The organism is Roseomonas sp. OT10, from assembly GCF_020991085.1.
Classification (GTDB): domain Bacteria; phylum Pseudomonadota; class Alphaproteobacteria; order Acetobacterales; family Acetobacteraceae; genus Roseomonas; species Roseomonas cutis.
The window spans coordinates 5,219,785-5,239,963 of record NZ_CP087719.1; the positions used below are offsets into that span (position 1 = coordinate 5,219,785).

A 20,179-nucleotide genomic window follows, 5' to 3' on the forward strand; every position below is an offset into this window, starting at 1 on the left:
CGGCGGCCGCAGCACGTGCGGCCTTTGATTCTTCTTCGGTGCCCCGCCTGTCCGCGCGCTCCGCGGGTGCCGCCCGCAGGCTGACACCGGCCACGCGGCGCCAGACTCCCAGCGGGGTCCGGGGCCCGCTCGTGGCCCCGGCGGAGGGGGTCCGGGGGAGGCAGAGCCTTCCCCGGTCCGGCGGTGCCACCTACGCCACGCGCCGCCCTCAACGCAGGGCGAACAGCCCTTCGAACAGGCCGCGCAGGAAGCCGACCGCCTCGCGGATGCCGTCCAGCCGCAGCGGCCGGCCGGCGGCCTCGCCGCCGCCCGGTCCGGGCAGGCTGCGGTCCTGCATCAGCTCCCGCACCGACAGGCGGCCGTCGCCGTCATAGTCCAGGCTGTCCACGGCCAGCCGGGCCGCGCCCAGTGCCGCCACCGACCCGGCGCCGACGGCCAGCGCGATCTCCGGCGTGCCGGCGCCCTCCCGGACGGCGATCATCCAGGTCAGGCCACGGCCCAGCCGCGCCAGTTCCGCCGCGCTGAGCAGCCCGTCGCCCGAGACGCTGGCCTGGGCGATCAGCGCCTCGGCGCAGCCCTGCATCGTCGCGCCCTCGCCGCAGGCCGCCTCGATCCGTTCCAGCGCGCCGAGCACGGCGATCCCCTCGCCATGCTGCAGCATCCATTCCAGCGGCGGCGTGGCGCAGCGCTGCCAGCGGCGCAGCGGCGTGGGGCCGGGCAGGCGGTCGTCGCGCAGTTTCGCCTCCGGCTCGCCCGTCTCCAGCATGCTGTCGCGGGCGCGCAGCATCAGGCGCGGCGCCTCCGCCCCGCGCGAGGTGCCGATGAGCCAGCCATCCGCCTCGCGCGTGGCGACGAAGCGGTCCAGGCGCGAATCCTCGGCCGAGAGGCGGGCGGCGCTGCGCGCGGTCAGCACCAGCATCTCCTCCGGCGCCGCGCAGGCCCCGGCGAACCAGGTGCCGCGCAGCGCCTCCGGGACGGGCCGCAGCTCCTCCGCCGCGGCAGGGAAGGCAAGGGCCAGCAGCAGGAGCAGGGTGGGGCGGGGCATGCGGGTCATGGCAGCGTCACCTCCGTGCCCTGGCAGAGATCAAAGGGGTCGCGCCGCACCTCGCGCCCGTCGCGGAACACGGCGACCAGGGAAGCGGCGCAGGCCTCGGGCTCGGGGGGCAGCAGGTCCAGCGTCTCCCGGCTGCCCAGCACGTTGCGGCCCAGCCGGTCCGGGCCGCGCGGCTCGCCCGGGGCGTCCACGTACAGCTCCACGATCGGGCTGTCGGAGGCGTTGCGCAGCCGCACGCTGCCGGGGCGGGGGCCCGGCGGCCCGGGCGGGGCGGGGCTGTCGTCCAGCCGCTCCGCCAGCGTCCAGCCGGGGCGCAGGACGATGGTGCCGGCCTCGCACAGGTCCAGCTCGCGCCGCTCCTCGGCGGCGCCGCTGGGGAAGACGATGCGCAGGTCGGCCGTGCACTCCACCGGCAGCGACAGGCCGATCCGCTCGCCGCGCTCCAGCGGCTCCTCCAGCCGGTCCGGGCCCCAGTCGCGCTCGGAGGCGGCGGAGACGTAGACCTCCTCCACCGGCGCGTCGTGCCGGTTCACCAGCGTGACGCGGATGGTCGGCGGCTGCGGGATGGCGCTGCCGTCGAAGGCGACGGCCGGCGCCAGGCTCGCGCAGAAATCCACGCCGCGCCGCTCCTCCGCCGCATCGTCCTCGTAGACGGCGCGCAGGTCGAAGCGGCAGGCCGCGCGCCGCAGCCGCAGGCGGACGCTGCCGCCGTCCGACAGCACCTCCGGGCCCAGCCGGTCCGCGCCCCATTCCCCGCCGCCCTCCTCCGCCGGACGGGCGTGCAGGTTGCGGATGATGCGGCCGGCGCGGTTCTCCACCCGCGCCTCGCGCCAGGGCAGGGAGGGATCGCCGAGGACGACGCGCGGGCTGCGGCAGAGATCCGTCCGCGGGCGCGTCACCGTCGAATCATCGGCCAGCACGCCGGTCACGTCGAAGACGCAGTCCCGCGTCCGACCCAGCCGCAGGCGCAGGCTGCGGCCCGGCGCCACCGTCTCCGCGCCCAGCCGGTCCGGGCCACGGGCGTCGGCGCCCTCCGGCGCGTTGGCGGGGCGCAGGTACAGCTCCTGCAGCGGCAGGTCCGTCTCGTTGACGACGAGCGCCTCGCGCTGCGGCGCGGACGGGTCGCCGAAGACGACCCGGTTCTGGCGGCAGAGGTCCACGTCCCGCCGCTCCTCGATGCTCTCGTCCGCGAGCACGGCGCGCAGGTTGAAGCGGCAGGGCTGGTTGCGCCCCAGGCGCAGGCGCAGCCGCCCGCCCGGCGCCAGGGTGTCCTGGCCCAGCCGGTCGGGTCCCGGGTCGGCCTGCCCCACCGGTGCGGCGTAGAGCTCGCGGATCGAGAGGCCGAGCTCGTTCTGCACCAGCGCCTCCCGCTCGGCCGGCGCGCGGGGAGCGGCGGCGCGCGGGCCCTGCGCCAGGGCGGCGGGGACGATGGCGGCGGGAGCGATGCAGGCCGACAGCGCCAGTACCCCGATCCAGCCCGGCCAGGCGCCGCGTCCGATCATTCCCGATTCCCCAAGGTGCGCCCAACATCCCTGGCACACGTGTCGCGCGCAAGCCGCCGGGCCGCGCGTCGGAGGCGGTCGTTGCCCTCCATGGCATCGCCGCTACAGTGGGGTCGGTACGCCCTCGTCGTACCGGGAGGAACCCATGCTGCGCCGTCACCTGCTGCTCGCCACCGCCCCTGCCGCCGCGCTGCTCGCCGGCGCGCCCCGGGCCCGCGCCGAACAGCTCTTCCCCAGCCTTAACATGTTCATCCCCGCCGGCCCCGGCGGCGGCTGGGACGGGCTCGGCCGGGCCTTCGAGAACGTGGCCCGCCAGGCCGGGCTGGTCGGTTCCTTCCAGTTCGAGAACGTGGGCGGGGCCGGCGGCATGGTCGGGCTGCCCCGCTTCATCTCCCAGCGCCGCGGCAAGCCCGATGCGCTGATGGTCGGCGGCTCCGTGATGGTCGGCGCGGCGCTGACCAACAAGGCGCCCTACAGCCTGAAGGACGTGACGCCGGTCGCGCGCATGACCGCCGAGGACGCGGTGATCGTGGTGCCGGGCGAGAGCCCGATCCAGACCATCGCCCAGTTCATCGAGGCGCTGAAGGCCGATCCGCGCGGCATGCCGGTGGCCGGCGGCAGCGCCGGCGGCACCGACCACATCGTGCTGGGGCTGATGCTGAAGGCGCTGGGCCGCAGCGCGCGCGACGCCAACTTCGTGGCCTTCGCCGGCGGCGGGCCGGCCCAGGCGGCGATCCTGGGCAACCAGGTCAAGGCGGGCATCTCCGGCTATTCCGAGTTCGCCGAGCAGGTGAAGGCGGGCCGGATGCGCGCGCTCGCCACCTCGGGCGACAAGCGCGCGATCGAGGGGCTGCCGACGCTGAAGGAGAGCGGGCTGGACGTCTCCGCCACCAACTGGCGCGGCTTCTTCGGCCCGCCCGGCATCCGCCCCGAGGCCCGTGCCGCGCTGACCCGGCTGGTGACCGAGGTCCACGCGCTGCCGGCCTGGACGGAGCTGCTGGCCACCCGTGGCTGGGACGACGCCTTCCTGACCGGCGCCGAGTTCGAGACGTTCCTGCGCAACGACAACTCCGCGACCGACGGCGTGCTGCGCGAGTTGGGCCTGGTGACGTGAGCGGCGCCGGACCCGGCCACAGCCCCTTCGACCACGTGACCCCGGAGCATGCCGGGCCCGATGCCATCGGGCCCACCTCCGCGCCGCCGCCGGGACAGGAGGTGGGGCGCGGCCCCGACCTCGCCGTCGGCGTCGCCGTCCTCCTCATGGCCCTGCTGGTGGTCTGGCAGACCCTGGTCATCCCGGCTTCCCCCACCTACGCGGTGGTGGGGCCGACGGTGGTGCCCTGGCTGGTCGCCGCCCTGCTCGTCGGCGTCGGCGCCGGCCTCTGCGGCGCGGCGCTGCGCGGCGGCTGGAGCAAGGACCTGGAGGAGGTGCGGGAGGCCCCGCCGACCAACTGGCGCGCGCTCGGCCTCCTCGCCGCCGGCCTGATCGTGCAGGTGGCGCTGATCGAGTGGCTGGGCTTCGTCATCGCCTCCACGATCCTCTACGTCTTCGTCTGCGCCGCCTTCGGCTCCCGCCGGCCGCTGGTGGACCTTCTCATCGGCATCATCGTCACCGTCGTCGCCTACCTGGCCTTCGACCGCCTGCTGGGCGTGAACATCGGCGCCGGCATCCTGGAAGGGATTCTCTGACTCCATGTCCGTCTGGGAAGGCCTGGCGCTGGGCTTCGGCAACGCGCTCTCGATTTCCAACCTCGGCTGGGCGCTGCTCGGCTGCTTCCTCGGCACCGCCATCGGCGTGCTGCCGGGCATCGGCCCGGCGCTGACCATCGCGCTGCTGCTGCCGATCACCTTCAAGGTCTCGGCCACCGGCGCCTTCATCCTGTTCTGCGGCGTCTTCTACGGGGCGATGTACGGCGGCTCGACCACCTCGATCCTGCTGAACACGCCCGGCGAGTCCGGCTCCATCATCACCTCGCTCGAGGGGGCGAAGATGGCGCGCCACGGCCGCGCCGGCCCGGCGCTGGCGACGGCGGCCATCGGCTCCTTCGTGGCGGGGACGATCGGCACGCTGGGCATCTCCTTCCTCGGCCCGATCGTGGTGGAGCTGGCGCTGAAGCTGGGCCCGCCCGAGTACTTCTGCCTGATGGTGCTGTGCTTCGTGACGGTCTCCGCCGTGCTCGGCGGCTCGCCGCTGCGCGGCCTCACCTCGCTCGCCTTCGGGCTGACGCTGGGGCTGATCGGCGTGGATCTGCAGACCGGCCAGCCGCGCATGACCTTCGGCATGATCGACCTGCTCGACGGCATCGACGTGGTGCTGGTGGCGGTCGCGCTCTTCGCCGTGGGCGAGACGCTCTACCTCGCCTGGCGGCATGTCGAGGGCGCGCAGAAGGTGCTGCCGGTGGGCAGCATCATGATGTCGAAGGAGGACTGGAAGCGCTCGGTCGGGCCCTGGTTCCGCGGCGCGGCGCTGGGCTTTCCCTTCGGCGTGATGCCGGCGGGCGGCACGGAGATGCCGACCATGCTGAGCTACTATGCCGAGCGGCGCCTGGTGAAGCCGAAATACGCCAAGGAGTTCGGCACCACCGGCGCCATCGAGGGCGTGGCGGGACCGGAGGCGGCGAACAACGCGGCGGCCGCGGGCATCCTGGTGCCGATGCTGACGCTGGGGCTGCCCACCTCGGCGACGGCCGCGATCATGCTGAACGCCTTCCAGTCCTACGGCATCCAGCCGGGGCCGCTGCTGTTCACCTCGCAGGCCGACCTGGTCTGGACGCTGATCGCCTCGCTCTACATCGCCAACGTCATGCTGGTGGTGCTGAACCTGCCGCTGGTGGGGCTCTGGGCGCGGATGCTGAAGATCCCGCAGCCGCAGCTCTACGCCGGCATCCTGGTCTTCGCGACCATCGGCACCTACGGCATCAGCAACAGCGTCACCGACCTGATCCTGCTCTACGTGATCGGGACGATCGGCATGTTCATGCGCCGCTTCGACTTCCCCACCGCGCCCGTGGTGATCGGCATGATCCTGGGGCCGATGGCGGAGCAGGCGATGCGCCAGGCGCTGACCATCAGCCAGGGCGACTGGTCCGTCTTCGTCACGCGGCCGGTCTCGCTCGCCATCCTGCTGCTGGCGCTCCTGGCCCTGGTCGGCCCGCGCGTCTACGGCGCCTGGGCGGCGCGGCGCGGGATGCGGCTCTAGGCGGCAGCCGGGCGCGGCCCGCTGCGCCGGCCCCATGCGGGACGAGCCCGTCGCCGTCCGGCGCACGGTCTTCGCCGCGCTGGCCGGCTGCGCCGCCCTGGGGCTGCTCTGGCTGTGCTGGCGGGCACTGGCCCCCGGCGGCTGGACCGTCTGGGAGGCGGCGATCCTGCTCGCCTTCGCCGGCACGCTGCCCTGGTCGGCGATCGGCGTGGCCAACGCGGCGATCGGCCTGGCGCTGCTGCTCTGGCACCGCGACCCGCCGGGGGCGGTGATGCCGCAGCTGCGCGCGCCGCCGGTCACGCCGCCGCTGCGGACCGCCCTCGTCGCCTGCGTCCGGAACGAGGCGATGGACGCCGTCCTGCCCCCGCTCGTCCGCCTGCTCGACGGGCTGGAGGCGGCGGGCGAGGGCGGCCGCTTCATCCTCTGGGTGCTCTCCGACACCCAGGACCCTGCCCATGCGGCGCGGGAGGAGGCGGCCGTCGCCGCCCTGGCCGCGGCGCGCGCGGGGCGGGCCTGTCCCGTGCGCTACCGGCGGCGGGCGGGGAATGCCGGCTACAAGGCCGGCAACGTGATGGAGTTCCTCGACCGCCACGCGGCGGGCCTGGACCTGTTCCTCTGCCTGGACGCCGATTCCGAGATGAGTCCGGCCGCCGTGCTGCGGCTGCGGCGCTGCATGGAGGCCGACCCGCGCCTGGCGATCGTGCAGCCGCTGATCGTCGGCCGGCCCGCGCGCGCCGCCTTCCCCCGGCTGTTCCAGTTCGGCATGCGGGCGGGGATGCGCGCCTGGGCCACCGGCCAGGCCTGGTGGCAGGGCGACGAGGGCCCGTACTGGGGCCACAACGCGATGGTCCGCATCGTCCCTTTCCGGGAGCACGCGCGGCTGGAGACCCTGCCGGACGGCCGCGCGATCCTGTCCCACGACCAGCTGGAATCGGTGCGGCTACAGGCGGCGGGCTGGAAGGTGCGCGCCCTGCCGGTCGAGGAAGGCAGCCTGGAGGCCAACCCGCCTGCCTTGCCGGACTTCCTCGCCCGCGACCTGCGCTGGGGCGAGGGCAACATGCAGTACGGGCAGCTTCTGCGCCTGCCCGGGCTGCGGCCGATGGGGCGCTGGCAGCTGTTGCAGGCGATCCTGCTGTTCCTCGGCGCGCCGCTCTGGGTGCTGATCCTGCTGGCCGCGGTCCTGAACGTCCTCACCGGCGGGGCCGAGGCGACGCCGCGCGGGGCGCTGGCGCTGCTGCTCGGCCTCGGCTGGGTCGCCTACCACGCGCCGAAGCTGGCCGGGTACCTGGAGGTGCTGCTGAAGCCGCGCCTCGCGGCGGCGTATGGCGGGCGGGCCCGCTTCGCCGGCGGCGCGCTGGCGGAGATCGCCTTCACCCTGTTCCTGGAGCCGATCAGCCTGCTGAACAAGGCGAGGCTGCTGGTCCTGCTGCCCTTCGGCTGGCGGGGCGGCTGGCGGCCGCAGCAGCGGGCGGATCGCGGCGTGTCCTGGGGGGATGCCTGGCGCCTGCTGTGGCCCCAGACCCTGCTCGGCCTGGGCGGCGCCGGGCTGCTGGCCGCGCATTCGGCGGCCCCGCTGCTCTGGGCGCTGCCGTTCCTGGCAGGGCCGGTCCTGGCCGTCCCCTTCTGCGTGCTGACCGCGGAGCCCGGGCTGTCCCGCGCGCTGGAGAGGCGCGGCATCGCCGCCACGCCGGAGGAGCTGGCCGCCGGGCTTTCCTGCCCCGGCGCCCCGGCCCACCATCCGCGGCAGCCATGACCGACCTCACCAGCTTCGACCTCAACCTGCTGCGGGTCTTCGATGCCGTGGCGCAGGAGCGGCACGTCACCCGCGCCGCTGCCCGGCTGCACCTGTCGCAGCCGGCGGTGTCCAACGCGCTGAACCGCCTGCGCGCCGCCCTGGGGGACGAGCTGTTCCTGCGCGCCCCCGGCGGGGTGGAGCCGACCGCCCTGGCCCTGTCGCTGATGCAGCCGGTCGCGGAGATGCTGGACCGGCTGCGCGGGACCCTGGTGGCGCAACTGCCCTTCGACCCGGCCACCGCCGACCGCGTCTTCCCGGTGGCCTTCAGCGAGTATGCCGAGGCCGTGCTGGCCCCGCCGATGCTGGAGCGGCTGGGCCAGGAGGCACCCGGCTGCCTGCTGGCCATCCGCCACGGCGACCGCACCAACGCCGCGGCGCTGCTGGAATCCGGCGAGGCGCTGCTGGCGGTGGGCATGCTGCCGGAGCCGACCAGCCTCTATACCCGGCTGCGCCTGCTGCCGGAGGAGTTCCTGGTGATCTTCCGCCGTGGCCATCCGCTCGGCGAGGGCGAGCTGACGCTGGAGCGCCTCGTCGCCTATCCGCACCTGCTGCATTCGCCCAACGGCTCCCGCGACGGGGCGCTGGACGGGCCGCTGCGGGAGGCGGGACATCCGCGCCGCCTGGGGGCGGTGGTGGCGCACCTGGCGGCGGTCCCGGCGATCCTGCAACGAACGGAGATGGTGATGTCCCTCTCCGCCCGGCTGGCCCGTAACCTGGCGGAGGTCCACGGGCTGGAGCTGCGCCCGCTGCCGCTGCCGATGCGGCACGTGCGCCTCTCCCTGGTGTTCCACCGCCGCTTCGAGGCCGATCAGGGCCACGCCTGGCTGCGCCGCACCCTGATGCAGGTCGCCCGCAGCATCGGCCGCGAGGAGCCGGTCCGGACCGGGCAGGAATGCGGCCGGGCGGACCGGCTGGACTGATACGGGCGGCGGGGCCTCCCCCCGGTCCGACGCCCGAACACGACTGCCCCGCCCCGGTCGGCGGAACGAAGAAGGGCCCGGACCATCATGGTCCGGGCCCTTCTTCGTTCCGCCCGGGGGAGGAAGCGTTGCTGCCGGGCGGTGGCGTCCGGCAGCGGCGCAGCGTCAGCGGCGCAGGCCGAGGCGGCCGATCAGGCTCTCGTAGCGGGCCTGGTCCTTGCGCTTGACGTAGTCGAGCAGGCCGCGGCGCTGGCCGACGAGGACCAGCAGGCCGCGCCGGGAGTGGAAGTCCTTGGCGTGGCTCTTCAGGTGCTCGGTGAGGTTGGCGATGCGCTCCGACAGGATCGCGACCTGGACCTCGGGCGAGCCCGTGTCGCCGGCCTTGGTGGCATACTCGTGGATGAGCGCGGTGCGGCGCTCGGCAGTGATCGACATCGGGTTTACCCCTCTGGTGTGTCGTGAACGGGAACCGACTGGGCGAGCCAGCGCTCGGGGCGGAGCATGCCGTCCCCCAGCAGGCCGAGCCCGACCAGGCGTCCCCCCGCCACCACGCGCACCAGCCCGCCATCGGGGTTGGCGTCGGATGGAACCCGACCCATGAACTCGACCAGGGAAAGCTCCTGGCCGAAGGAGAGTCGGGCAGCCTCCGCCTCGGTCACGGCCAGAGCCGGGATGTCGGCCAGCGCGGTCATGACGGGCAGCAGGAGGTCCGGGGAAGGGGGCGGGGCATCGCCCGTCGCGGCCAGGCTGTCAAGCGAAACCGCATGCGACTCGTGGAAGGGTCCGACCCGCAGCCGGCGCAGGGCGGCGATATGGCCCACCGTGCCGACCGCGCGCGCCAGGTCCCGGGCGAGGGAGCGCATGTAGACGCCCTTGCCGCTCTCCACCGCGAAGATGGCCGTATCCGCGTCCGGCCGCTCGATCAGCTCGAACCGGTCCACCCGGGCCGGGCGGGGCATCAGCACGGGGGCATGGCCCTCCCGCGCCAGGTCATAGGCGCGCTGGCCGTCCACCTTCAGGGCGGAATAGGCGGGGGGCACCTGCATGATCTCGCCGCGGAAGGCGGGCAGGGCCTCGCGGATCGCGTCGTCGGTCGGGCGGGCGGCATCGGTCGCGGTCACCTGCCCGTCCGCGTCGTCCGTGTCCCGCGCCTCGCCGAAGCGCAGGGTGAAGCGGTAGGCCTTGGTGCCGTCCATCACATACGGGACGGTCTTGGTCGCCGCCCCGAAGGCGATCGGCAGCAGCCCGGTCGCCAGCGGGTCCAGCGTGCCGCCATGCCCCGCCTTCTGCGCCTGGAAGGCGCGCTTGACGCGGTTCACCACCTCCGTGCTGCCGATGCCCGAGGGCTTGTCGACGATCAGCCAGCCGTCCAGCGGCCGGCCCTTGGGCCGGCGATGCTGGAAGCGGCCGCGCGGGGGGCCGCCCCGGGGTTCTCCTGCCATGTTCTCTGCGTTGCTCCTCGCGTGCCGGCGCGCCCTATCACGGACGGCGGGTGCGGGGAGAGGGGGTGCGACGCAGGGGAGGGTCGAGAGGGGGGAGGGCGTGCCCGGCCCGGTCTGCCTCCCCGCACGCCATCCGGGCGGGCGAAGCGGCAGGATGCCGCCGCCGGGAGCGTCCCGGCCGCCGCTTTCACGGGGAAGCTTCCGGCCCCGCGCTTGCATCCTCCCCGGCCCGGGCCAAGGATCGGCCGACCTTGCGGGGCGATGCGCTTGAAGATTCTCCTCGACTGCGATCCGGGCCACGATGATGCCGTCGCCCTGCTCTACGCGGCCTGCCATCTCGACCTCGTGGCGATGACGACCGTCTACGGCAACCAGACGCTGGACCACGTCACGCGCAACGCGCTCGGCCTGTGCCGCTTGGCGCAACTCGACATCCCCGTGGCGCGCGGGGCCGCGAAGCCGCTGCTGGCGCCGGCCATGGATGGCGGCACGGTGCATGGCAAGACGGGGCTGGACGGCGCCGAGCTGCCGGAGCCGGACCGCGACGTGGTCGAGGAGACGGCGGCGGAGCTGATCATCCGCCTGGCCCGCGAGCATCGCGGCGAGCTGGTGGTGGCCGCGACGGGCAGCATGACCAACCTCGCCCTGGCCCTGCTGATGGAGCCGCGGCTGCGCGAGTGGCTGAAGGGCATCAGCATCATGGGGGGCACCACCGGCATCGGGAACGTGACCGCCGTCGCCGAGTTCAACATCTACTGCGACCCGGAGGCGGCCGACATCGTCTTCCGCAGCGGCGTCCCGCTCTGGATGGTCGGGCTGGACGTGACGCGGCGGGTCGGCGTGGATGCCGCCGGCATCGCCTCGCTGCGCCAGGGCGGCCGCCTGGCCAAGACCATGGCCGACCTGCTGGACTTCTTCCTGGCCTCGCTGAAGCGGGTGCACGGGCTGAGCACGGCGTCGCTGCACGATCCCTGCGCGCTGGTGCCCTTCATCGACCCGTCGCTGATGACCTACCGCCACACGCATGTGGCGGTGGATCTGGCCTCGCCGCTCACGCGTGGCATGACGGTCTGCGACCTGCGCCACCTGGGCCAGGGCGTGGGCGGGCACTTCCGTCTTCAGCAGCCGCCGAACGTGTGGCTGGCGCGCGATCCGGCGCCCGGGCTGGTGCCGCATATCCTGGACGCGATCCGACGGGTGGACGCGCGGCTGCGCTGACGCGATCCTCCTTCCCCGAACCTGGAGCAAGACCCATGGCACGGCGCAAGCTGATCCTCGACGTGGACACCGGCACCGACGACGCGGTGGCCATCATGTGCGCGGCGCTGCACCCCGACCTGGAGCTGGTGGGCATCACCACCGTCAACGGCAACACCACCGTCGACCACTGCACCGACAACTCGCTGCGTGTGCTGGACTTCATCGGCCGCGGCGACATCCCCGTGCACCAGGGCCTGTCGCGCCCGGTCATCCGCCTCGACTTCCCGATCCCGCGCGCGATCAAGAAGGACACGGGCGTGCACGGCAAGGAGCTGGACGTGCCGCCCGCCACCAGCCGCAAGCAGGAGCAGGGGGCGGTCGAGTACCTGATCGAGACCTACCGCGCCGCGACCGACCCGATCACCCTGGTGCCCACCGGGCCGCTGAGCAACATCGCCGCCGCCATCGCCGCCGACCCGAAATTCGTGGAGCGCGTGCCCGAGGTGGTGCTGATGGGCGGCGCGCACCACCACGGCAACGTCACCCCCTCGGCCGAGATGAACATCTGGGCCGATCCGGAGGCCTCGGCGGCCGTCTTCTCCGCGGGCTTCCGCAAGCTGGTCTGCGTGCCGCTGGACGCCACGCACGAGGCGCTGGTGTCGCGCCAGGTCTGCGACCGGCTCAAGGCGCTGGGCACCCCCGCCGGCATCGCGGCGGAGCGCTTCATCGGCCGCCGCATCGGCGCCTACGACGCCAACCAGCCGATGAAGGAGCAGGGCGCGGCCCCCGTCCACGACGCGCTCTGCGTGAACTACCTCGTCGATCCCTCCGTGATCGAGACGGAGTTCCTGCACGTCGCCGTCGAGATGCAGGGGGCGCTGACCGTCGGGCGGACCGTGGTGGACACCAACCGCCGCGGCACGGGCGAGCCCAACTGCCATTTCGCCTTCCATGCGGACCGGCAGAAGTTCTGCGACTTCCTCCTCGAGACCCTGGCCCGCACGGCCTGAAAGGACCGGACGATGTCCCTCCGACACCTTCCCCGACGCCTGTCCCCGGGTCTTCCCGCCCTCGCCCTGCTCGCCGGGCTGGGGGCCGGCCTGACCGCCGCGCCGGACGCGCGGGCGCAGGGCAGCGCGCAATGTCCCGGCGGCCCCGTGACGCTGACCGTCCTGAAGCCGCAGAACAACCCCCTTTTCCCGAACCAGATCGCCGCCTACGAGGCGGCCAACCCCTGCGTGGAGTTCGAAGTGTCGGAGGTCCCCTTCGGCCAGCTCGCCGACAAGATCAGCGTCCTCGCCGCCTCCGGCTCGCCGCCCGACATCCTGGTCTATGACGGGCCGAACACGCAGAGCTACGCGCTGGCCGGCATCCTGGAGCCGCTGGACGCCTACATCACGCCGGAGATCAAGGCGGACATCCTGCCGGCTTCGCTGACCGAGCACAGCTTCAACGGCCGCATCTATTCGCCCGGGTTGCAGCAGACGACGCTGGCATTGTTCTACAATCGCAACGCCCTTCGCGCCGCCGGGATCACGGAAGACCCGCCGCGCGAGCTGTCGCGCGCCTGGAGCTGGGACCAGGCGCTGGAGGCCTTCAAGAAGTGCCAGCAGGGCGAGGGCGACAACGTCTCCGTCTGGGGCCTGGCGCCCAGCCGCTTCGGCACCGGCCAGCCCGGCTTCGTCTACCGCGACATGCTGTTCCTGCGCACCTTCGGCGACCCGAACGCGCCGAAGGAAAGCTCCGCCTACCGCACCTACTGGGGCATCTCGCCCGACGGCAAGACGGCGCAGGGCTGGCTGAACACGCCGGAAGCGGTGCAGGGCGCGAAGTTCTTCCAGGATCTGTTCAACGTGGCGAAGGTCACGCCGCGCACGGGCATCCCGACCGCCTTCCAGGACGGCAAGGCCTGCTTCACCATCGACACCTCCTACTTCGTCGCCGGGCTGCGCCGGCCCGATCTCGGCTTCGAATGGGGCGTCACGCCGATGCCCTACGCGCGCAGCCCGATCGTGCACACCGGCAGCCTGACGCTGGGCGTCACCGCCCGGTCGGCCCACAAGGAGGCGGCGGTGCGTGCCGTGATGGCCTTCAGCACCGGCCAGTTCGCCCTGGACTATGCGCGCAGCAGCGGCATCCTGCCGGTGATGCAGTCCATCGTGCCGCAGGTGCCGGCGCTGTCGGAATACCCGCTCGACATCTTCATGCAGGAGCTGCGGGAGTGGGGACAGCCGCGCCCGCCCAGCCCGCGCTTCGCCCAGTACGACAAGCTCGTCAGCGACGCGCTGCGCGACATCGCCTTCGGCGCCGACCCGAAGACCCGGCTGGATGCCGCGGTGCGCTCGCTGCAGCCCCTCCTGGCGCGATGAGCAGGGCTGCCCGGACGGTTGCCTCCTCCATCTCCTACTGGGCGACCGTCCTCGCCTTCATCGGCCCCTTCCTGGTGCTGCTGCTGGTCTTCCAGTACTGGCCGGTGCTCCAGATGGTGCGGGACAGCTTCTATGACTTCTCGCTGCTGAACCCGACCGTCCGCAGCTTCGTCGGCCTGGACAACTTCGCCTATGTCCTGACCGACCCGGACCGGATCCAGGCCTTCCTGGTCACCTTCGCCCTGGCCATCGGCACGGTCTGCACCGTCGTGCCGCTGTCCTTCCTGCTGGCCGTCTACCTGAACGGGGCGCTGCCGGCGCGCGGGATCATCCGCACCATCATCTTCCTGCCGGTGGTGACCTCCGTGGTGGTCATCGCCACCATGTGGACCTTCCTGCTCGACGCCAACAACGGGCTGGTGAACAGCGCGCTCTCCAGCCTGGGCCTGCCGCGCGGCCTGTTCCTGACGGACAAGCACCAGGCGCTGCCCTCCATCGTGCTGATGACGCTGTGGCAGCAGACGGGCTTCGCCACGGTGCTCTACCTCTCGGGCCTCCAGGGCATCCCGCAGGAGCTGGAGCATGCGGCCGCCGTGGACGGGGCCGGCCCGCTGCAGAAGCTGTGGCACGTCACCCTGCCGCTGCTGGCGCGCACCACCGTCTTCGTGGTGGTCATCATGACCATCTTCTCGCTGCAGGCCTTCGCCCCGCCGCTGATCATGACCGGGGGCGGCCCGGAGGGGATGACCAACTTCGTCGCCTACGACATCTACCAGCTCGCCTTCCAGCTCCAGCTTCCCGGCGTCGCCTCCGCCGTGTCGGTGGTGTTCATGCTGATCGTGCTCGCCATCAGCCTGGTGCAGATGCACCTGCTGCGCGCCCGCTGGAACTACTGAGATGCTGCGCCATCCCGTGAGGCTGCTGCTCGGCCTGCTGGTGCTGGCGGCGGTCGTCGTCTTCTTCCTCGGCCCCTACGCCTGGATCGTCGCCTCCTCCTTCAAGCCGCAGGACGCGATCTTCCGCGACCTGCGGCCGCTCTCCTGGGCGACCTTCTGGCCGCAATCCCCCACCCTCGACAACTTCATCCACCTCTTCACCAACCGCGGCATGGGCCGCGCCCTGCTGAACTCCGCCATCATCTCCGCCTGCCAGGTGGCCTTCACGCTGATCCTGTGCTCGCTCGCCGCCTACGGCCTCACGCGCATCCGCTTCCGCGGCGCCAACCTGGTCTTCACCCTGGTGCTGATGACTTTCCTCCTGCCGATCGAGAGCCTGATGGTGCCGCTCTACATGACGGTCAGCGGGCTGCGGCTGCAGGACACGCTGCCCGGCGCCTTCATCCCCTGGATCGCCAGCCCCTTCGGCCTGTTCCTGCTGCGCCAGCACTTCGAGGAGCTGCCGCGCGAGCTGGACGAGGCCGCCCGCATCGACGGCGCGGGGCATTTCCGCATCTTCTGGAGCATCGTGCTGCCCAATGTCCGGGTGGCGCTGGTGACGCTGGCGCTGGTCACCTTCCTCTTCTCCTGGAACGCCTTCCTCTGGCCGCTGGTGATCCTCTCCTCGCCGCGCAACATCGTGGTGCAGCTCGCCATCGCCCAGTCCGTCGCGCCGGGCCAGTTGCCGAACTGGGGCGAGACCTTCGCCGGCGCGACCATCGCCACCGTGCCGCTGATCCTCCTCTTCCTGTTCCTGCAACGCTTCTTCGTCCGCGGCGTGGCGATGAGCGGGGTGAAGGGATAGCGGGCCGCGCGGCCCGGCGGGGCCGCCCCTCGCCATGCCCCGGCGGCGGCGATAGGCTGCGCGGCGTGTCCAGGCCGCAGCCCCTCGACGAGCTCTACGCCCTGCCGGGCCATCTGATCCGGCGGGTGCAGCAGATCAGCACCGCCCTCTTCGCGGAGGAGTGCGGGAGCTTCGACCTCACCTCCGTCCAGTACGCCGCGCTGGTGGCGATCCAGGCGGTGCCGGAGGTCGATGCCACCCGCCTCTCCGCCCTGATCGCCTTCGACCGCTCGACCCTGGGCGACGTGCTGGAGCGGCTGGAGACGAAGGGCTGGGTGGCGCGCGCCCCCAGCCGCCAGGACCGCCGCGTGAAGCGGCTCACCCTCACGCCGGAGGGCATGCGCGTGGTCCGGGAGGTGGAGCCGGGGATGCGCCGGGTGCAGGAGCGCCTGCTCGCCCCGCTCGCGCCGGAGGAGGGGGAGGCCCTGGTCCGCCTGCTGGCCCGCATCGCCGACGTGCACAACGACGTGCTGCCGGCCCCGCTCCGCGCCACCGGGTAGCAGGCGGCGCCTGGCGCCTGGCGCCTGGCGCCTGGCGCCGGCCGTCGGCCTGCGGCGGCCGGGGGCGCCCCCCGCCGCTACCCCGCCGTCTCCCCCTCGCGGCGCCGGCGGGACGGGGACCGGGGCACGGCGGCCGGCGCAGCGGCCGTCTGGAAGCGCACCCAGCCCGGCGCCTGGGCGCCCAGGTTGACCTCCCGCCACTTCGGGTGGCGCGGCGGGCGCAGCAGGGCCGGGAAGCGCTTGGTGAAGCTGTCGACGAAGCGCATCACCTTGGCGTGGCGCTCCGAGCCCGGCTGCCAGGCATAGACCGCCATGATGGCCCCCACCGCCACCGTCTCCACCGGCGCGTCCTCGGCGACGAGGTTGGGATAGTCGCCCGCCCCGAGGCGCGAGGGCAGGTAGGTTTCCAGCAGCGCGGGCGTCATCGGCACGGACAGGAAGCGCAGCCCCGTCCCGGCCGGCAGGGCCGAGAACAGCCGCGCCGGCTTGCCCGCGACATAGACCAGCGCCGCGATCTCGCCGCTGCGCAGCTTCTGCACCGCCAGGTCCTGGGTGTCGTTCGTCACCCGGACGGGGATGCCCAGGCTCTCGAAGATCAGCGAGGCGGTCATGGCGGTGCCGCTGCCACGCACGTCCACGTTCACCGGCTTTCCGGCCAGGTCCTCGATGCGCTCGACCCCAGGGCCGGCGAGGAGGTGGACCTCCTCGTCATAGAGCTTGGCGATGTAGCGGATCAGGCCGTCGGCCCCGGGGAGCAGGCGCTCCCGCCGCACGAAGGCGAGGCTGTCCGACTGCACGATGCCGATGTCGATCCCGCGCAGATAGGCGATGTCGCCCAGGTTCTGCACCGAGCCCTTGCCCAGGATCGGCAGCACCCGGAGCCGGTCGCCCTCGTCGAGCACGGCGGCCAGGTCGGCGGCGATGCGGATATAGGTCCCGTCCACCCCGCCGGAGACCACGCCCACCGTGCCCGCATTGGCACGGTTCACCGCCTCGGCCATCGAGCGCGGCGGCGCGGGGCGCGCGGCGGCCGGGGGCGGGGCCGCCGGTTGCGGCTGCGCCAGGGCCTGCCCGGCGGGCAGCAGGGCCGGGGCCAGCAGCAGGCCGCGGCGCGTGGCGCCGGATGTGGTCATGGGCCTTTCCCTCCCTTGGTTCCGTTCCCCCCTGGCGGCGGGCGGGCCGGTCAGCGCGGGGGCGCCGATTCGATCCAGCGCAACAGCCAGGGGGCCTCCGCATCGCCCTGGGCGATGGCGCGCCGGTACCAGGCGGCCGCCTCCGCGCGGTCGGCCAGGTCGGTGCGGGCCCCGATCGAGCCGAGGAACAACGGGTCGTAGGTCTTGCCCATCCCGGTCATCGCCGCGCGCAGCCCGGCCTGGGCGGCCCGGCTGAAGAGCAGGCGTGCGGCGGAGATGTCGCCGAGGTTCAGCATCTCCTCCCCACGCCGCACCAGCGCGGCCGCCAGGGCTGGCGACGGGGCGGGCGCGACGATGGGCGCGCGCGGAGCGGTCAGGACGGGGGACGCACCCGCCCCGTCGCCGGGAGAAGGCAGCGCGGGCGGCATGGCAAGCGGGGGTGCCAGGAGCATGGCGGTGCGGGTGGGGGGCGGCTCCTGGCCCGATGGCTCGGACGGGGGGGGCGGGGTCGTGGCCTGGAGGCTGTCTGCTGCGGTCTCGGCGGTGTCGGGAAGCGGCAGGGCCTCCGGGGCGGCGGCCTCTGCAACAGCAACGGGCGCGGGGGCGACGGGCGCGGGGGCGACGGGTACGGGGGCGACGGGTACGGGGGCGACGGGTACGGGGGCGGCGGGCGCGGAGGCAGCCGGCACAGGGGGCGGCAGCGCATCCGGCTCGCTCGGCCGGGCGACCGGCGGAGGTGGCCAGGCGGCGGGCAACGGGTCCGGCTCCGCCCGCTCGGCCATCTCCGCACCGGCGGTGTCCTCGCTCGGTGCCGCAGCGGGCAGGGACGGCACGGCCGCGGCCTCGCCGCGGGGCGGCTCCGCGGCCGACAGGGCCGGCATGGGCGGGGGCGCCGTGCGATCCGGTGCGGCGGGGGATGCGGCGGGCTGCGGCGGATCGGCCCTGGCGACGACCTGGGGCGACGGGGCGGCGGGGGGGCCGAGATACTGCAGCAGCGCGGCACCGCCCCCCAGCCCCAGCAGCAGCGCGATCCAGAACCAGCGCAGCGCGGCGCCGCCGCGTCCGCGGCGTGCCGTCGCCTCCGGCGCGGCCTGCCGCCCCGGAGGGAAAGCGGCCTCGGGGGGCTGGCCGCTGGCCACGGTACGCAGCATGAACTCGGCGGAGAGCACCTCGCGCACCCGGGGAACCCAGGCCCCACCGCCGCGCAGCACCAGGGCCGGCTCGGTCACGAAGGCGCCGTCGAGCGTCGCCCGCAGCCAGGGCAGGTCGCGCAGGGGGACCACCCGGTGCACGATCGGCGGCAGGCCGCCGAAGCTGGCGCGGAAATCCGCCTTCTCCAGGCGGCGGAGCAGCATGCCCGTCGCGTCCAGCGTCACCGAGGGGGCGACATCGACCAGCGCGATGCCGATCTCCCGGTGCAGCAGCGTGTAGGGAACCCAGCGCCGCGGGCCGTCGCCCGCCGTCTCGCGATGGCGCAGAAGAAGCCAGCCCGGCTGCATGCCGGCCAGGGCCACGGCCATCAGCTCATCGGCTTCCTCGGAAGCGGCTGACACGGGTGCCAATCCAGGGAGGACGTCCATCCTGATCCCAGAAAAGCATTTCGATCAAAAAATGTAAAAGGTCTGCCGAATTCTGCCTTTGCTGCCCGGATCGGCGCCAGTTCCCGGATATATGCAGCAAAATCAATCATCTGATGCTGTGCTGTGCAAGCGTTGGGGCTTGGCAGCTGACGGGCGGGCGTCATCGCGCCGCCATAATTTATTAACCTTTGGAGCGGATTCTGATCCGCTTGTGCCTGTCGCGAGCCCAGGCTCCTGCGGCCGCGACGTTCCGTGGGCAGGCGGGCTGCCATCCACCCGGCCTTTGCGGGGACAGCGCCCCGGCCTGCCTCATCCGGCCAGCCTTCGGGGGGGAGGCGCCGCCGGCACGCCCGGCCGGCGGCACCGGCCCGGTCAGGCGGCGGCGGCCACCGCCGGCGCGCCGACCGCTGCCGCCTCGCCGTCCAGGACCGCCGCCACCGCATGCACCACGGCCGCGATGCGCACCGCCGCCTGCACCTGCTCCTGGGTGACGCCGTGCTGGCGGACCACCTTCTCGTGGCTCTCCAGGCACATGCCGCAGCCGTTGATGGCGGAGACGGAGATCGACCACAGCTCGAAATCCACCTTGTCCACGCCCGGCTTGGCCATGACGTTCATCCGCAGCCGCGCCGGCATGTTGGCGTAGTCGCCGCCGACCAGATGGGTGAAGCGGTAGTAGATGTTGTTCATGCCCATGATCGCGGCCGCCGCCTTGGCGGCGGTCAGCGCCTCGGGCGACAGCTTCGGGCCGAACTCGGCCACCAGGGCGGAGGTCACCACCGGGCTGCGCGAGGCGAGGGCGCTGACCACGAAGCAGCCGTCGCGCTGCTGGTCGGTGAGAACGGTCTCGCTGGCCAGGCTGCCGAGATTCAGCTTCAGGTCGCGGGCGTAGTCGGGAAGGCTGTTGCGCAGGCTCTCGAGCGACATGCTGGTGGTCTCCCTCGTCATATCCGTGTCTGGGGGATGGTCCGGCCGGACCGGCGGGCGGAGCGGGGTGGGGGGGGAGCCCGCTCGGCGCGCCGTCCCCCCGGCCGTCGGGGGGGGAGGCGAGGTGGCCCGGGACGGCGGGTGCCGCCCCGGGCCGGCAGGCCGCGATCAGGCGGCCGGCTTGAGGACCTCTTCGCCCTGCTTCCAGTTGCAGGGGCACAGCTCGTCCGTCTGCAGCGCGTCGAGCACGCGCAGGACCTCCTGCGGGTTGCGGCCGACGTTCAGGTCGTTGACCGACACGAAGCGGATGATGCCCTCGGGGTCGACGATGAAGGTGGCGCGCAGCGCGACGCCGGCGCCCTTGTCGAGCACGCCGCACTCCGCCGCCAGCTCGCGCTTGATGTCGGCCAGCATCGCGAAGGGCAGGTCCTTCAGGTCGGCATGGTGCGTGCGCCAGTTCAGGTGCACGAACTCGCTGTCGATCGACACGCCGTAGACCACCGCGTCACGGTCGGCGAACTCGGTGTTCAGCTTGCCGAAGGCGACGATCTCGGTCGGGCAGACGAAGGTGAAGTCCTTCGGCCAGAAGAACACGACCTTCCACTTGCCCTGGTTGTCCGCGTCGGACAGGTCGGTGAAGGCGGTGTTGAGGTTCAGCCCCTCGGGGCCACCCTTCACGGCGGTCAGCTTGAAGGAGGGAAACTTGTCGCCAACGGTCAGCATGTGGCTCTTGTTCCTTTAGCAGCCGGTCTTGCGGGACACCGCCCCGTTCGGGTGCC

Annotated in this window: 19 protein-coding genes; 11 read left to right on the forward strand and 8 right to left on the reverse strand. The window is 73.2% G+C overall.

Annotated features, from left to right (window positions below):
• Nucleotides 1-208: 208 nt before the first annotated feature.
• Together LPC08_RS23795 and LPC08_RS23800 are read right to left on the reverse strand one after the other, a co-directional pair.
• The gene (locus tag LPC08_RS23795) at nucleotides 209-1,054 is read right to left on the reverse strand and encodes a hypothetical protein (RefSeq protein ID WP_230450693.1); all 846 of its coding nucleotides are present in this window, start codon (nucleotides 1,052-1,054) and stop codon (nucleotides 209-211) included.
• Nucleotides 1,051-2,556, reverse strand: a complete 1,506-nt coding sequence (locus LPC08_RS23800; protein ID WP_230450694.1) for a hypothetical protein — start codon at nucleotides 2,554-2,556, stop codon at nucleotides 1,051-1,053. Before LPC08_RS23800 ends, LPC08_RS23795 begins: the two co-directional genes overlap by 4 nt.
• 145 nt (nucleotides 2,557-2,701) lie before the next feature.
• Here LPC08_RS23800 and LPC08_RS23805 point away from each other — a divergent pair, with 145 nt between their 5' ends.
• Genes LPC08_RS23805 through LPC08_RS23825 form a run of 5 tightly spaced genes read left to right on the forward strand, consistent with a single transcriptional unit; the run spans nucleotide 2,702 to nucleotide 8,470 of the window.
• Nucleotides 2,702-3,670 (forward strand): Bug family tripartite tricarboxylate transporter substrate binding protein, encoded by a 969-nt coding sequence (locus tag LPC08_RS23805; RefSeq protein WP_230450695.1) that lies wholly within the window; start codon nucleotides 2,702-2,704, stop codon nucleotides 3,668-3,670.
• A complete protein-coding gene (locus LPC08_RS23810) occupies nucleotides 3,667-4,245 on the forward strand; it encodes a tripartite tricarboxylate transporter TctB family protein (protein ID WP_230450696.1) in 579 nt (192 codons plus the stop codon). The genes LPC08_RS23805 and LPC08_RS23810 overlap by 4 nt, the downstream gene beginning before the upstream one ends.
• A gap of 4 nt (nucleotides 4,246-4,249) precedes the next feature.
• Nucleotides 4,250-5,755 (forward strand): tripartite tricarboxylate transporter permease, encoded by a 1,506-nt coding sequence (locus LPC08_RS23815; RefSeq protein ID WP_230450697.1) that lies wholly within the window; start codon nucleotides 4,250-4,252, stop codon nucleotides 5,753-5,755.
• A 34-nt stretch (nucleotides 5,756-5,789) separates the two neighbouring features.
• Nucleotides 5,790-7,508: a glucans biosynthesis glucosyltransferase MdoH gene (mdoH, locus tag LPC08_RS23820; RefSeq protein ID WP_230450698.1), complete on the forward strand. Its 1,719-nt coding sequence runs from the start codon at nucleotides 5,790-5,792 to the stop codon at nucleotides 7,506-7,508.
• Entirely contained in the window at nucleotides 7,505-8,470 is a 966-nt protein-coding gene (locus LPC08_RS23825) for a LysR family transcriptional regulator (RefSeq protein ID WP_230450699.1), read from the forward strand. The genes mdoH and LPC08_RS23825 overlap by 4 nt, the downstream gene beginning before the upstream one ends.
• A gap of 165 nt (nucleotides 8,471-8,635) precedes the next feature.
• Here the strand turns inward: LPC08_RS23825 and rpsO are convergent, their stop codons facing one another.
• Nucleotides 8,636-8,905: a 30S ribosomal protein S15 gene (rpsO, locus tag LPC08_RS23830; RefSeq protein ID WP_230450700.1), complete on the reverse strand. Its 270-nt coding sequence runs from the start codon at nucleotides 8,903-8,905 to the stop codon at nucleotides 8,636-8,638.
• Nucleotides 8,906-8,910: 5 nt separating this feature from the next.
• Entirely contained in the window at nucleotides 8,911-9,912 is a 1,002-nt protein-coding gene (truB, locus tag LPC08_RS23835; protein WP_230450701.1) for a tRNA pseudouridine(55) synthase TruB, read from the reverse strand.
• 267 nt (nucleotides 9,913-10,179) lie between these two features.
• Between truB and LPC08_RS23840 the strand changes: the two genes are divergently transcribed.
• The 6 genes from LPC08_RS23840 to LPC08_RS23865 all read left to right on the forward strand — a co-directional run bounded on the left by LPC08_RS23840 (nucleotide 10,180) and on the right by LPC08_RS23865 (nucleotide 15,760).
• On the forward strand, nucleotides 10,180-11,130 hold the full coding sequence (locus LPC08_RS23840) for a nucleoside hydrolase (protein ID WP_230450702.1): 951 nt from the start codon (nucleotides 10,180-10,182) through the stop codon (nucleotides 11,128-11,130).
• A gap of 35 nt (nucleotides 11,131-11,165) precedes the next feature.
• Nucleotides 11,166-12,122: a nucleoside hydrolase gene (locus LPC08_RS23845; RefSeq protein ID WP_230450703.1), complete on the forward strand. Its 957-nt coding sequence runs from the start codon at nucleotides 11,166-11,168 to the stop codon at nucleotides 12,120-12,122.
• Nucleotides 12,123-12,134: 12 nt separating this feature from the next.
• The gene (locus tag LPC08_RS23850; RefSeq protein ID WP_230450704.1) at nucleotides 12,135-13,481 is read left to right on the forward strand and encodes an ABC transporter substrate-binding protein; all 1,347 of its coding nucleotides are present in this window, start codon (nucleotides 12,135-12,137) and stop codon (nucleotides 13,479-13,481) included.
• Nucleotides 13,478-14,377 (forward strand): carbohydrate ABC transporter permease, encoded by a 900-nt coding sequence (locus LPC08_RS23855; RefSeq protein WP_230450705.1) that lies wholly within the window; start codon nucleotides 13,478-13,480, stop codon nucleotides 14,375-14,377. Before LPC08_RS23850 ends, LPC08_RS23855 begins: the two co-directional genes overlap by 4 nt.
• Nucleotide 14,378: 1 nt before the next feature.
• Nucleotides 14,379-15,221, forward strand: coding sequence for a carbohydrate ABC transporter permease (locus LPC08_RS23860; RefSeq protein WP_230450706.1), 843 nt, complete (start codon nucleotides 14,379-14,381; stop codon nucleotides 15,219-15,221).
• 65 nt (nucleotides 15,222-15,286) lie between these two features.
• The gene (locus LPC08_RS23865) at nucleotides 15,287-15,760 is read left to right on the forward strand and encodes a MarR family winged helix-turn-helix transcriptional regulator (protein WP_230450707.1); all 474 of its coding nucleotides are present in this window, start codon (nucleotides 15,287-15,289) and stop codon (nucleotides 15,758-15,760) included.
• 77 nt (nucleotides 15,761-15,837) lie between these two features.
• Here LPC08_RS23865 and LPC08_RS23870 read toward each other — a convergent pair whose 3' ends face one another.
• The 4 genes from LPC08_RS23870 to LPC08_RS23890 form a co-directional block, all read right to left on the reverse strand.
• Nucleotides 15,838-16,893 carry a TAXI family TRAP transporter solute-binding subunit gene (locus LPC08_RS23870; RefSeq protein ID WP_230450708.1) on the reverse strand — a complete coding sequence of 352 codons (1,056 nt, stop codon included), beginning with the start codon at nucleotides 16,891-16,893 and terminating at the stop codon, nucleotides 15,838-15,840.
• Between the two features lie 50 nt (nucleotides 16,894-16,943).
• Nucleotides 16,944-18,446: a hypothetical protein gene (locus LPC08_RS26125; RefSeq protein WP_255702291.1), complete on the reverse strand. Its 1,503-nt coding sequence runs from the start codon at nucleotides 18,444-18,446 to the stop codon at nucleotides 16,944-16,946.
• 399 nt (nucleotides 18,447-18,845) lie between these two features.
• Entirely contained in the window at nucleotides 18,846-19,400 is a 555-nt protein-coding gene (ahpD, locus tag LPC08_RS23885; protein WP_230450710.1) for an alkylhydroperoxidase, AhpD family, read from the reverse strand.
• Between the two features lie 168 nt (nucleotides 19,401-19,568).
• Nucleotides 19,569-20,123, reverse strand: coding sequence for a peroxiredoxin (locus LPC08_RS23890; RefSeq protein WP_230450711.1), 555 nt, complete (start codon nucleotides 20,121-20,123; stop codon nucleotides 19,569-19,571).
• Between the last annotated feature and the right edge of the window lie 56 nt (nucleotides 20,124-20,179).